At 72.4% G+C, this 13,055-nt stretch carries 12 protein-coding genes; 2 read left to right on the forward strand and 10 right to left on the reverse strand.

Annotated elements, in window-relative coordinates; genetic code table 11:
• Window positions 1-238 precede the first annotated feature (238 nt).
• Window positions 239-1,018, reverse strand: a complete 780-nt coding sequence (locus RM445_RS24200; RefSeq protein ID WP_311559134.1) for a PRC and DUF2382 domain-containing protein — start codon at window positions 1,016-1,018, stop codon at window positions 239-241.
• Window positions 1,019-1,158: 140 nt separating this feature from the next.
• Window positions 1,159-1,446, reverse strand: coding sequence for a hypothetical protein (locus RM445_RS24205; protein WP_311559135.1), 288 nt, complete (start codon window positions 1,444-1,446; stop codon window positions 1,159-1,161).
• Between the two features lie 546 nt (window positions 1,447-1,992).
• On the opposite strand from RM445_RS24205, the gene RM445_RS24210 reads away from it, so the two are divergent.
• Entirely contained in the window at window positions 1,993-2,589 is a 597-nt protein-coding gene (locus RM445_RS24210; RefSeq protein WP_311559136.1) for a dihydrofolate reductase family protein, read from the forward strand.
• A 151-nt stretch (window positions 2,590-2,740) separates the two neighbouring features.
• Here RM445_RS24210 and RM445_RS24215 read toward each other — a convergent pair whose 3' ends face one another.
• Complete coding sequence (locus RM445_RS24215) at window positions 2,741-3,313, reverse strand: CGNR zinc finger domain-containing protein (RefSeq protein ID WP_311559137.1); 573 nt, start codon at window positions 3,311-3,313, stop codon at window positions 2,741-2,743.
• 81 nt (window positions 3,314-3,394) lie between these two features.
• Here RM445_RS24215 and RM445_RS24220 point away from each other — a divergent pair, with 81 nt between their 5' ends.
• Window positions 3,395-4,339: a DMT family transporter gene (locus RM445_RS24220; protein WP_311559138.1), complete on the forward strand. Its 945-nt coding sequence runs from the start codon at window positions 3,395-3,397 to the stop codon at window positions 4,337-4,339.
• Between the two features lie 54 nt (window positions 4,340-4,393).
• Here RM445_RS24220 and RM445_RS24225 read toward each other — a convergent pair whose 3' ends face one another.
• From RM445_RS24225 to RM445_RS24255, 7 genes are all read right to left on the reverse strand, one after another.
• Window positions 4,394-4,999 carry a DoxX family protein gene (locus RM445_RS24225; protein WP_311559139.1) on the reverse strand — a complete coding sequence of 202 codons (606 nt, stop codon included), beginning with the start codon at window positions 4,997-4,999 and terminating at the stop codon, window positions 4,394-4,396.
• A 160-nt stretch (window positions 5,000-5,159) separates the two neighbouring features.
• On the reverse strand, window positions 5,160-7,430 hold the full coding sequence (locus RM445_RS24230) for a GMC family oxidoreductase (protein WP_311559140.1): 2,271 nt from the start codon (window positions 7,428-7,430) through the stop codon (window positions 5,160-5,162).
• On the reverse strand, window positions 7,427-8,899 hold the full coding sequence (locus RM445_RS24235; protein ID WP_311559141.1) for an aldehyde dehydrogenase family protein: 1,473 nt from the start codon (window positions 8,897-8,899) through the stop codon (window positions 7,427-7,429). Before RM445_RS24235 ends, RM445_RS24230 begins: the two co-directional genes overlap by 4 nt.
• The gene (locus RM445_RS24240; protein ID WP_311559142.1) at window positions 8,896-9,969 is read right to left on the reverse strand and encodes a zinc-dependent alcohol dehydrogenase; all 1,074 of its coding nucleotides are present in this window, start codon (window positions 9,967-9,969) and stop codon (window positions 8,896-8,898) included. The genes RM445_RS24235 and RM445_RS24240 overlap by 4 nt, the downstream gene beginning before the upstream one ends.
• Window positions 9,966-10,937, reverse strand: coding sequence for a zinc-dependent alcohol dehydrogenase (locus RM445_RS24245; RefSeq protein WP_311559143.1), 972 nt, complete (start codon window positions 10,935-10,937; stop codon window positions 9,966-9,968). Before RM445_RS24245 ends, RM445_RS24240 begins: the two co-directional genes overlap by 4 nt.
• Complete coding sequence (locus tag RM445_RS24250) at window positions 10,934-11,935, reverse strand: C-terminal binding protein (RefSeq protein ID WP_311559144.1); 1,002 nt, start codon at window positions 11,933-11,935, stop codon at window positions 10,934-10,936. Before RM445_RS24250 ends, RM445_RS24245 begins: the two co-directional genes overlap by 4 nt.
• Entirely contained in the window at window positions 11,932-13,026 is a 1,095-nt protein-coding gene (locus RM445_RS24255) for a mandelate racemase/muconate lactonizing enzyme family protein (RefSeq protein ID WP_311559145.1), read from the reverse strand. The genes RM445_RS24250 and RM445_RS24255 overlap by 4 nt, the downstream gene beginning before the upstream one ends.
• Between the last annotated feature and the right edge of the window lie 29 nt (window positions 13,027-13,055).

Genomic DNA, 13,055 nt, shown 5'->3' on the forward strand with positions numbered 1-13,055 from the left:
CGAGCGAGTCGCGGCTCCCACGATGTCCGCGTACACAGCGGAGCAAACCATCTACGTCTGGCACCGCCGGCGTCTGATCGACACCGGGCAGCGACCCGGAACCACCAACCACGCCGAGCTGGTGGCGGCGCACCGACGGATCGCCGAGCTCGAAACAGCGCCGCGCCGCCCCGCTGATGCGGGACGGCGCGGTAGGAACTGCTCTCGACGGCTGTGGTTGGTCAGCAGCCGGGCGAGGTCAGGAGCGGTTCGTGCGGTTCTCGGTGTCGTCGAACTCGATCTGCTCCTTGCGGACCTGTCCGCCGACGGTCTCCTGCTCGGTGACCGTCTCGGTGCCGAGCTTGACCCGCTCGACCGCCACAGCCTCGGTGCCGACCACGGGGCGCTGCGCGTGCAGGGTGACCTCGTGCTCCTCCTCGGAGATGGCCGGGCCGTCATAGGCGTCGCCGCGGTTGGCGTCGGTGATCGGCTCGCGCTCGAGGGTGACCTCTTCGTGCGAGACGGGCACGGTGACCTGCTGGTGCTCGGTCACCACGTGCTTGCGGAGGCGGGCGCGGCCGGCCTCGCGGGTCTCGGTGCCGACGCGGAGCTGCTCCTCGGAGCGGGTCATCGCCGAGTCGGTGGTGGGACCGGAGGTGTCGCGGCCCTGGACACCGGACTTGCCGGTCAGGTCGCGGCGCTCGTCGGACGCGTCGACCCTGGCGGCGGAGCGCCCGGCGGTGGTGCCGTAGTGGCGGTAGAGCTCGTCCTCGTCCTCGGCGCTGATCGCGGCGTCCGGGTCGTGGTGCGGCGCAGCCTTGAGCGCGGCCTTGTCGAAGGGCACGGAGAGGGTGCCGCCCTTCCAGCTGGCCTGGGCCAGTGGCACGAGCGTGACGTGCGAGCCGAACAGGCCGCTCTTCACCGCTGCCCACTCGGGTGCGTCGGTGGTGTCGTCGAAGTAGATTGCGTCGACCTTGCCGAGCTTCTCTCCGTCGCTGCCCTGGACGGGAGCGCCGGTCATCGTGCTCGGGTCGCTCATGTTCGAAATCGTCATGGTGTCCTTTCCGGCCGCGGAGGGTCACTCCACGGAATAGCTGTACTCGTACTTCTCCTCGGATGGAGGAGGGGAGAAAGAACGTGATCGCCGAGCCGCTGATTCAACGGTCGACCGGGATGGGCTCAGGCGTCGTGGTGCGCGCGGCTGCCGGCCTTGGCCAAGCCGCGGCTGACCATGTAGCCGATCGCGAGCAGCGTGACGTAGAACCAGGCCTTGTCGGCGAGGAAGACATCGCCGCGGCCGTCGGAGTCGCCGACCAGCGCGGAGGCGACGAGCACACCGACGACGGCGACGAGGAAGACGATGAACTCGGTCGTCTTGAAGGCGGCCTTCGTCTCGGTGCTCGGGCGGTAGGCCGCGGTGTCGGTCGATCCGTCGTGCAGGGCGTGGCTGGGCGTGCTGAGAGACAAAACAACTCCGTGATCAGAATGGGGGGGCGGCCGAGAACATGTGGACCCGCGGATGGGGTCTTCGGCTCAGAACTGACAGTAGGCTCAGCAATCGGCGTGTGCCGTGATGGAGACTCACGTCCTAATAGGTTTGCCGAGATCCGCCCGACCTGGAGGCGGTGCCGTGACGGCGGCCATGCGGAACCGCCGCTGCTGACCACCTGCAACGGGGCCGGTGAGCAGCGAACTGCTCACCGTCCCCGCTCGTCGCCAACCGATCACCGCGCCTCAAGAAGCATGCGGCAGCGGACTCCATGGTCGACCCCAGCGGCGGTCGTGCCACCGCCGCCGCCGTCCCGGGCGCGGAACTCGTCCTCGTCGACGGCATGGGCCACGACCTCGCCCCGACCTGTGGGACCTGATCGCCGATAATGTCCGCTCGGTCGTCGAACGCGGTGAATCCCGCCGACGAGGAGCCCCTTCCGCCTTGGCCTGAGCCTTCTCGTTCATCTCGTGCAAGCACCCGAACGCCGAGCTTTGCCCACGACCTGCGACAGGAGACGAACGATGCGCCGACTCACCTACTTGATCGCCATGACAGTCGACGGCTTCATCGCAGCCCCCGACCGCAGCGATCCCACCGGTCCGGACGGCTTCTGGCCGTTGCCCGAGGACTACATCGCGCACCTGGTGGCGGAGTTTCCCGAGACCCTGCCAGCCGCGGCCAGGAACGCGCTGGGCGTGACGGCCACCGGCGGAGCCTTCGACACTGCCCTGATGGGCCGGCGGACCTACGAGATCGGTCTGGCCGCAGGGGTGACGAACGCCTACCCGCACCTGCGCAGCCTGGTTTTCTCCCACACACTCGCCGGCAGCCTCGACCCGTCGGTCGAGGTGGTCGCCGGCGACCCGGTCGAGCGGGTCCGCGCGCTCAAGGACGAGCCGGGCAGCGGGCTGTGGCTGGTCGGCGGGGGATCGCTCGCGGGTGCCCTGTACGACGAGATCGACGAACTGGTCCTCAAGATCGCGCCGATCACCATCGGAGCCGGAGTCCCGCTCTTCGGCGATACGGATACATCGTTCCGGCTGCAGGGCTGGATTCCTCAGGCGGCATCGACCTTGCGCAGCGGCGTCTCGATCCTGTCGTTGAGGCGCCCGGACTGATCACGATGGATATCCGCGCCGGCCGTCGCCCGACGACGACGGCAGTCGAAAGCGTCCACCGGCTGCCGGCATAGCACCCTTCCGTTGCAGAAGCCGATGAGCAGGCAATGTGGATAGTCGTCGGATCGGGAGCACGTCTGGGTCGGGTCGGCTATTTGTCCCGCCCGCTCCTGGTTTTGGCCCGGTGCGCGCGGACGCGCGCCCGGACCCCGCAGCGTTCGGCTGAGCACCACCGGCGCCGTCCGGTCGGGTCGAGGAACGCCATGTGGCACTCGGCATCGGCGCACGCGCCGAGGTGGTCGCGTTCGGGGCCGGTCAGGTGTTCGACGGCCTGGCGGCAGATGCGGGCCAGCGCGACGTTGACCGTTCGCGGCGCTTCGACGATCGGACGCCCGGCATGCGACAGCACCCGTAACGGCTCGTCGCGATCCAGCCACGGCTGCAGAGCCTCCAGTGCGACCACGTCGACCTCGTCGTTGGCCAGCACCGCCAGGGCAACGGGGCGGAGCGCCTCGCGCACGTCGCGTGCGGCGGCGACGTCGGCCTCGGTGACTGGCTCCCGTGGGGTGAGCCCCTCGTGCGCCAGCCACGCCGTGAGCTCGGAAACGCCCTCCAGTCGTTCGGTCGGGGCCGAACCGTAGGCGCCGCCGACCGTGGCGAGCAGGTCGAGCCACGGCGTGCCGGCGTCGAAGCGGAGCGCCGGATCGGCGCGGGTGGCGGCCACGCCATCAATGTAACAGCTTGACACGTTACTTCGGGCGTACTCAGACTGTAACGGCTCGAACTGTTACAACTGGAGGTTCTGATGGACCGACTGCTACGACCGCTGTTCGTACTGCTGTGGAGCAGCGGGTTCCTGGCCGGTGTCCTCGGCACCCGCGACACCCCGCCGCTCGCCCTGTCGGTGTGGCGATTCCTGCTCGCCGCCGGCCTGCTGCTGGCTGTCGCGGTGGTCACCCGCGCGCCGTGGCCCCGGACCCGGCGGGAGTGGCGCGACGTGATCGCCACCGGCGTGCTGCTCCAGGCGGTGCAGTTCGGCGCCGCCTACAGCGCCGTCGCCCTCGGCGTTCCCGCGGGGCTGGCCGCGCTGGTCCTGTGCCTGAGCCCGGTTCTCGTCGCCGTGGCGTCGGGCCCGGTGCTCGGCGAGCGACTCGGCCGGCGGGGCGCCGTCGGCTCGGCAGTCGCGGTCGCCGGGACGCTGGTGGCCGGGGTCGGGCACCTCGACGACGGCGGATCACTGCTCGGCATGACGCTGCTGGTAGTAGGCTTGGTCGGCTTCGCGGGGGGCACGCTCTACCAGAAGCGTTTCGGCGCGGCCATGGATCTTCGGACCGGTACCGCCGTGCAGTTGGTGGCCGGCGCCGTGGTTCTCGCGCCGCTGTCGTTCATGGTGGAGGGCGGACTGCCGCTGCCCACCGGCCCGGTCGGGTTCGCGGCGCTGGCCTGGCTCGCCGTCGCGAACTCCATCGGCGGGGTGCTGATCCTGTTCGTCCTGCTGCGAGGCGGCACCGGCGCCGGAGTGAGTGGCCTGCTCTACCTGGTGCCCGCCGTGACGGCGGTGCTCGCCGTACCCGTCCTCGGGCAGCCCGTCGACGCCGAGACCCTCGCCGGTCTCGCGATCACCCTCGTCGGGGTCGTGCTCGTGAACCTGCGAGGCACTGCGCCCAGGCGTCGACAGCAGGTCTCGCACCGCTGGTCGCGTCGCACGACCGGTATCGGCAGCGCCGCGCAGGCTGCAGCCGACAGGTAGCGCTTGTTGTCGTCGGCGGCACGTTTCTCCAGCCCGGCGGCCACCTGGTAGCGATTACGCCTCGGTCCTTTGCCGATGGAACGGGAGCGGGTCGGTGGACCGGGTGGGGTCGGGGACCTCGGCCATCGTCGGGGTGGAGGACGGGCTGTCGGTGGCCGAGGTCGTCAGCTCCGGCGGCGGAACGGACGTCGGCGCGGAGGTCGGAGAGGACGGCGGGACCGGGTCGAGAGCCAGGTCTGAGCCTTGGCGGGTACGGACGGCATGATCGACGCTCCATCGGCCGGGCCCGGCCGCGGCCAGCACGAGCAGGAGCGCCGCGATCGCGCCCACCAATTCCCAGCCGTTGTCCGCGGCGAAGATGCCGTTGGGGATGTGCACGAACACCGCGGCCCCAACCATGACGATCATGTAGCAGGCCGCGACAATGGTCATCAGGGCTCCGGCGAGTACCAGGACGCTGCCGACGAGCTCGACGACGGTCACGAAAGCCGCCGAGACGATCGCCGCCGGGATGCTCATGGACTCGAAGCCCTGGGTCGTTCGGCCGAGGCCGTTGATGAACAGCTTCTGGTAGCCGTGCGCGAACATGATTGTGGCGAGTATGAGTCGCGCGAGGACGAGCGCGACTTCACCGGCTGGGCCGGGCAGCGTGCGATTCACCGATGACCTCCCCGAGTGCGAGCGGTCACCGTAAACCATCCGTGTGATCACTTCACCCGCATGGCGCGGATTCGGTCACTCACCGCAGCCATGTCAAGCAAATGGTGGAGTCCGCAGCGCAGGCGGCCACCCTGTGCACGGTTTCGGGCACCCACGGCCGTCACACCTGCGCCCCCGCCGCGCGGGTCGGCACGGAGCCACCCAGCCGCTCGATCAGCTGCCTGCTCGCGCGTGCGGTGATCGCCATCAGGGTCAGGTGCGGGTTGATCCCGGTGCAGGTGGGGAAGACGGCCCCGCTGAACACGTGCAGGCCCGGGGTGTCGTGCACCTGCAGGTCGCGGTCCACCACCGTCTCGCCCGGGTCGTCGCCCATCCGCGCGCCGCCGAGGTCGTGGCTGCTGACGATGCCGCGCAACCGCGGGCCGTCCCAGGTCTGCACGGCGCCCATCTGCCGCAGTAGGCGCGCGCACTGGGCCTGCATGAAGTCCTGGAGCCGGTGCTCGTTGGGCCGCATGTCGGTGGTCACGCGCAGGACCGGCAGCCCGAGCCCGCTGCGGTCGCGGTACCGCGGGTCGAGATCGAGGAAGTCGGTCCGGTACGACAGCGAGTCGGGCTGGATGCGCACGGCCGCGATCTCCTGCCAGCGCCGCATGTGCTCCTGGTAGCCGCGCCCCCAACTGCGCACCTCGGGCGGCAGCGGGTCGCGCGCGATCTGCAGCGGCAGCTGCTGGTTCTCCACGTTCAGGCTGGCGCCCCCCACGAAGCCGTGCGCGACGCTGTCGAAGCCCTCGGCGTCGAAGTCGTCGAGGGTGGTCATCTGCGCGGCCGGCCCGGTGTGGGAGTTGAACGTGACGCCGGGCAGGTGGCCGTAGACGTCGCCCCACTGCTTGAACATGAAGTGCCGGCCCAGCTGTCCGGAGGATCCGCCGAGCCCGCCGGAGAGCATCAGCAGCCGGACCGTCTCGAACGTGTACCCCGCGACGATGACGGTGCGGGCCCGGAACGTGCGCACCTCGCCGAGCGGGTCGAGGTACTCCACGCCGTCGGCGTGCCCGTCGCGGTCGGTGAGCAGCCGCAGCACACGGCAGTGCGTCCGCAGGTCGAGCCGCCCGCCGGCCAGCGCCTGCGGCACCGAGGTCAGGCCGGGGTTCCACCGGTCGTCGTGGAAGGAGCCGAACGCGGCGCTCCACGGGTGGTAGCGGGTGGCGGGCAGCCCGTTGTAGGGGACGCTGTTGACGCACGCCGGGGTCGGGTAGGCGTGCAGGCCCAGGTCGCGGGCAGCGGCCGTGAACATGTCGCCCTTGCGGGTCGGGCGCAGCGGCGGCATCGGGTAGTCGGTGGAGCGCGGCACGAACGGGTTCGCGTCCCGGTCGCCGGCCACCCCGGCCACGCGTTCGGCCAGGTCGTAGTAGGGCTCGAGCTCCGCGTAGTCCAGCGGCCAGTCCGCGACCGTGCAGCCCTCGGGCAGCACGTCGAGGCCCCAGCGCTCGGCGATGTGGCTGCGGTACGCGAAGTGGTGGGGGTGCATGCGCCGCAGCGCGCCGCCCCAATGCCGGATCGACCCGCCGATCCCGTTCATCATCCGGCCCAGGCTGAACGTGATGGGACGGGTCGGCTCGCCCTCGTTGCGCCGCCAGCGCGGGGCCTCGGCCAGGAACTTCGGGCCCATGTCGCCGCGGCAGTAGTAGGCCGCGCCGAGCTCGTCGGGGTGGTAGTCCGCCCGGTGCCGCCAGTTGCCGGCCTCGAAGCCGACCACCCGCAGGCCCGCGTCGGTGAGCAGCGCGGAGACAAAGCCCCCGACCGCGCCCATGCCCACGACGATGACGTCGGCGGGGCCGGGCGGTTCGACGGCGGCGCGCTGCGGGTCGTAGCCGGGCACCTCGCGCGGCGGCTCCTCCGCGGACCCGCCCAGGCACCAGCCCGCGTCGGCCAGGGAGCGGACGTCGCCGCCCTTGGTCACCGGCTCCTCGGCCCACTGCTCCTCCGCCGAGTGCTCCAGCCAGACGCCGGGGTGGCCGAGGAAGCGCCAGCCCGCCTTGTCGCGGTTGCCGCCGTGCGCGGGGTCGGCGAACACCCCTTCCTGCAGGTGGCCGTGCAGCATGTGGAAGAACTCGCGCTGGTCGGGCACGGTGAAGGCGGGCAACGCTCCGGCCTCCAGGTCCGTGAGGAGCGCCTCCTGGTCGGCCGAGGTGCAGTCGGGGAAGCCCACGCCGTGGCGGCGTCGGGCCTCCCGGTCCAGGGCGTCGAGCCCGACGTCGTAGGCGTCGCGCTGGTGGCGGTCGTGTCCGGCCAGCGCCCGGTCGAGGTAGGCGACCGCGCCGATGTCCACCGCGCCGGGATGGTCGGACCCGGCCGGGAACATCGCCTCGAAGACTGCGGCGACGCACCGTGCCCGGTACGGGCTGAGGCTCAGCAGGCCGGTGTCGGTCACGCGCGTCCTCCGTAGCCGAGGTAGAGCGTCTTGTGCTGGACGTAGCGCTGGTAGCCGTGCTCGCCGTCCTCGCCGCCGAGGCCCGACTGCTTCCAGCCGTGGTGGAAGCCCTGCACCTGCTCCGGCCCGATCTCGTTGACGTAGACCTCGCCGAACTCCAGGTCATCACAGGCCTGCATGGCGGTGGCCATGTCGCGGCTGAAGACGTAGGCGGTCAGCCCGTAGGTGGTGGAGTTGGCGAACTCGATCGCCTGGCCGTAGTCGTCGAAAGGGACGACCGGCAGCACCGGGCCGAACACCTCCTGCTGCACGATCTCCATGTCGTTGCGGACGTCGGTCAGCACGGTCGGGGCGAACCAGTTCCCGTCGCGGTACCGCTCGCCGTCGGGCCGGCCGCCGCCGAGGGCGAGCTTCGCGCCCTGGTCCTGGGCGCGCGCCACCATCCCGGCCACCTTCTCCCACTCGGCCGCCGACACCTTCGGGCCCATCTCGGCGCTCTCGTCGGACGGATCGGCGACCCGGATCGCGGCGGAACGCTCGACCAGCCGGGCGACGAACTCGTCATAGCGGCTGCGGTGCACGTAGGTGCGCTCGTTGCAGGTGCACACCTGGCCGCAGTTGACGAACCGGGCCTGCGCGGCCAGCTCGACGGCCAGGTCGAGGTCGGCGTCGGCGAACACGAGGAACGGCGCCTTGCCGCCGAGCTCGAGGGACACCGGGATCATCGACGGCGCCGCCGCGGCCAGGATCTCCTTGCCGGCCCGGACCGACCCGGTGAGCGTGACCATGCTCGTTCGCGGGTGCGTCACCAGCGCGTTCCCGACCACCCGGCCGGCCCCGGTGACCACGTTGACCAGGCCGTCCGGCAGGCCGGCGAGCTGACACACCCGGGCGACCGCGAGCGCGGAGAGCGGGGTCTCCTCGCTGGGCTTGAGCACCACGGCGTTGCCGGCCATCAGCGCCGGCCCGAGCTTGCGGGCCACGATGGCGGCCGGGTAGTTCCACGGCGTGATCGCGGCGACGACCCCGAGCGGCTCCTCCCGGGTGACCAGCATCTCGCTCGGTCGGCTGGCCGCGACCACCTCGCCGACCGCCCGGTACTTGTGGGCACTGGCCGCGTAGTCGAAGAACGCCCGGATGCCCTCCACCTCGCCGCGAGCTTCGGTGATGGTCTTGCCCTGCTCGGCCACGACGATCCTGGCCAGCTGCTCGGCGTGCCGCTCGATCTCGGTGATGACCGCGGTCAGCGCGTCCGCGCGCTCGGGCAGGCTGCGCCGCGCCCACTGCCGTTGTGCCGCGACGGCGGCGGCCATGGCCGCGTCGACGTGCTCGGCGGTGCCCTCGGGGACGGCGGTGAGCTCGCCCCCGCTCGCCGGGTCGAGCACCGGGCGGGTCGACGGGGAGGTCACCCGCTCGCCCCCGATGAGCATTCCGGGCTGCTCGCCGAGCAGGTCGAAGGTGTTGGTCATGGAGTGCTCCTGGTCGTCGAGTGCGGTACCGGGCGGAGCAGGGCCTTGACCACGCCGCGGTCCCGCGTGGCGGCGAAGGCCTGTGCCCAGTCGGTCAGGGGGAACACCGTGGCCAGGGGGCGCGGGTCGACCGCGCCGCGGGCCAGCAGGGCCAGCGCGGCGTCCCAGCTGGACCAGGACGACGACAGCGAGAAGGCGACGTCCGCGGCCCGGTTCATGGCCAGCCCCCAGGGGATGGGGATGGTCGGCTCCCCGCTGACGCCCAGCACGCACATCTGCCCTCGGCGGCGCAGGCTGCCCAGGCCCTGGGCGACGGCCGCGGCGGCGCCGCTGGTCTCCACCACCAGGTCGATCCCGCGGTTCCGGGTGTGGCGGTAGGCCCGCTCGGCGACGTCGCCCTCGGCGGAGTCCCACACCTCCAGGCCGAGCTCGGCGGCGAGCTCCAACCGGACCGCCGAGGAGCGCCTGCCGACCAGCACCACGCGGCCGGCGCCGGCCGCTGTCGCGGTGAGCGCGCAGAGGATGCCGATCGGACCCGGGCCGATGACCATGACGGTGCCGCCCGGCGGCACGGGGGTGCGCTCGAACGCCGTGACCACGATGGCCAGCGGCTCGACCAGGCCGGCGGCGACGTCGTCCACCTTGTCGGGGACGGCGTGCAGCAGGTGGGCGGGCACGGCCACCCGTTCCGCGAAGCCGCCGTCGATGCCCCAGCCCGGGGACCGCTTGTGCGCGCACAGGTGGGCCAGGCCGCGCCGGCACAGGTGGCAGCGGGTGCAGGCCAGCGAGTGCGGCTCGCACACCACGCGGTCCCCGACCGACCAGTCCTCGACGCCCTCGCCGAGCTCACGGACGGTGCCCATGAACTCGTGACCGAGGGTGACCGGCGGCCAGCTGGGGAACTCGTCGTCCACGATATGCAGGTCGGTACCGCAGATTCCGGCGTAGCCGACGTCGAGCACCATCCAGCCCGGCCGGGCCTGCGGCGCCGGGACCTCGTCGAGGTGCAGGGCGTGCTCGCCAGCGGCGTGCTTGCGCAGCGCCATCATCGTCGTCGAGGGACCCGTCACGAATCTCCCCGCACCAGGACCTTGAGGCCGACGCCGCGGCGCAGGTCGGCGATCGCGGCCGCCGCCTCGTCCAGGGTGACGGTGCTGGTCAGGAACGGCTCGGGGTCGAACCTGCCGCTCGCGACCAGGTCGGTCGCCACCGCGAGGTCGCCCCGCGAGTAGACGCGGGTGCCGACGGCCGTCAGCTCCTTGAAGGTGACCGCCCGCAGATCCACCGGCGCCGGGTCTCCGTAGACCGCGACCACGACCACCGTGCCGCCGGGCGCGACCAGGTCGGTGACGAGCGCGGCCACGGCGGGGTGCCCGGCGGCGTCGAAGACGACCTCGGCGGCCAGCCCCTCGGCCGACGCCACGGTCTCCAGCCCCAGCCCGGCCGCGAACTCGCGGCGGGCCGGTGCGGGCTCGGCGAGCACGACCCGGCCGGCCCCGGCGTTGCGGGCGCACAGCGCGACCGCGACCCCGATCGGGCCGCCTCCGACGACGGCCACGGTCTGACCCAGCTGCATGCCGGAGCGACGCACGGCGCGCACCGCTACCGCGAGCGGCTCGGCGAAGGCGAGGTGGCGCAGGTCGGGCGAGCCCGGGACCGGGATCAGCCGGTCGGCGTCCACCGCGACCAGCGGCGCGGCGCCACCGGGGAAGTCAATGCCGATCAGCCGCAGGTTCTCGCAGGTGTGCGGGCGGCCGCTGCGGCAGGTGGCGCACCGGCCGCAGGAGACGAGCGGGTCGACGACGACCGCGGTGCCCGCCTCGAACCCGTGCGCGGTCGCCGCGACGGTGCCGGCGATCTCGTGCCCGATGACCACGCCGGGCTTCGCCCGCGGGTGCTCGCCCGCGCAGATGTGCAGGTCTGTGCCGCACAGGCCGGTGTAGCCGACCGCGATCAGCACCTGGTCGGGGCCGGGCTCGGGCTCGGGCACCTCGGCGACCACGACGTCGCTGCCGCCTACCCAGGTGAGCGCCCTCATCGCGCGACCTCCGAGGACTTCTGCGCCGGCCGGTTCACCGGCGAGCGGGGCGGCCCGCCCTGGCAGACCCGCACGGCCTCGCGCGCGACCTCCGTCTTGAGCTGCACGAACGACTCCTCCGAGTACCAGGCGGCGTGCGGGGTGAGGATCACCCGCGGGTGGCGGGCGAGCCCCTCGCGGGTGGCGGCGTCGGGCGGCTCCGGGTCCAGCACGTCCAGGGCCGCGCCCGCGATCGCGCCGGCGTCGAGCGCCGCGAGCAGCGCCGTCGTGTCGACCAGCCCGCCGCGCGCGGTGTTCACCACCACGGCGGTGGGCTTGCACGCGGCCAGCGCCTGCTCGCCGATCAGGCCGCGGGAGTTCGCGTCGAGGGTGGCGTGCAGGGAGATCACGTCGCTGACCGCGAGAAGCTCGGCCAGCTCGACCCGCTCGATCGGCCCGGGCGGGCGGCCGTCGAGGACGTCGGCCCCGACAACCCGCGGCCCGAACGCGGCCGCCCGGGCGGCCACAGCCTGCCCGATCGCCCCGCAGCCGACGACGCCGAAGGTCAGCTCGGACAGCCGGCGCAGCGGGCGGGCGTCCTGGTACTCCCATCCGCCTGCCCGCACCGAGCGGTCGTAGACCGTGACCCCGCGCAGCAGCGCCAGCGCCAGCGCGAGGGCGTGGTCGGCGACCTCGTCGGTGCCGTAGTCCGGGACGTTGGCCACCCAGACGCCGCGGCGGGTGGCCGCCTCGACGTCGACGTTGTCCACGCCGACGCCGTAGCGGACCACCAGCTCGACGGTGGGCAGCGCGTCGAGCACCTCGGCGGTGATCGGCGCGTACTGGTTGATCAGCACCCGCGCCCCCGCGCTTCGGGAGATCACGTCGGCCGCGGTGTGGCACTGCTCGCGGCGGAACCCGATCCCCGCCGGGGCGAGCACGGCCTGCTCGGGGTCGAGGGTGGCGTGGTCGCAGTCGGTGACCACGACGGGCGTGCCGGTCATGCCTGCGCCGATCATTTCGGGGAGCCTCCGATCCGGTGCGGCGCGAGCGCCTCGAAGTCGAACGTGAGCCCGTGCCCGGGCCGGTCGGGGGCGACGGCCGCGCCGTCGACGATCTGCAGCGGCTCCGCGAGGTAGCGCTCCAGGCCGAAGCCGTGGGCCTCCATGTAGCTGCGGTTGGGGGCGGCGGCCATCAGATGCACGGTCAGGTCGTGCGCGCCGTGGGAGGTGACCGGCAGGTTGTGCGCCTCGGCCAGGGCCGCGACCTTGCGGAAGACGGTCATCCCGCCGACGTTGCACACGTCGGGTTCGGGGAACGTCACGGCGCCCACCGTGATCATGTTCTGGAATTCGTAGAGCGTGTGCAGGTTCTCCCCACTGGCCACCGGCAGGCCGCCGTCGCGCAGCACGCGCGCGTGCCCGGCGACGTCGTCGGGGATCGTCGGCTCCTCCAGCCAGACCAGGTCGAACTCGGTCAGCGCACGGGCGACCTTGACGGCCTGGTCGGCGGTCCACTTCATGTTGGCGTCGACCATCAGCGGGAAGCCGTCGCCGAGGTGCTCACGCATCCGCCGCACCCGCTCGACGTCCTCCCGCCAGTCGGCGCGCCCGACCTTCATCTTGATCGCCCGGAACCCCTCCTTGCGGAACCGGTCGGCCTGCTCGAGCAGCGCCTCGATCGGGAAGTCCAGGTCGATCCCGCCGGCGTAGACCGGCACGCGGGGGTCGTAGCCGCCGAAGTACCGCCACAGCGGCTGCCCGTCGCGGCGGGCCCGCAGGTCCCACAGCGCGATGTCCACGGCGGAGATGGCCGAGGTGGCGTGCCCGCCGCGCCCGGCGTAGTGCACCGCCCACCACATCTTCTCCCAGACCTGCTCGGTCCGGTCGACGTCGAGCCCGACGACCACGGGGGCCAGGTAGCGGTCGACGAGCACCGCGAAGGCCTCCGCCCCGGAGTTGACGGCGTAGGTGTAGCCCAGGCCGGCCGCGCCGTCGGAGTCCTGCACGCGCACGGTGACCAGCTCGAAGTGCGGCATCACGCCGTGCGTGGCGTCGGTCAGTACCACGGGCAGCGGGACCTGGTAGAAGTCGGTACGGATGGAAGCCACGGTGGACACGGTCGCTCCGGGGATCAGAA

The sequence above is a fragment of the Pseudonocardia charpentierae genome (assembly GCF_031845345.1).
Taxonomy (GTDB): Bacteria; Actinomycetota; Actinomycetes; order Mycobacteriales; family Pseudonocardiaceae; genus Pseudonocardia; species Pseudonocardia charpentierae.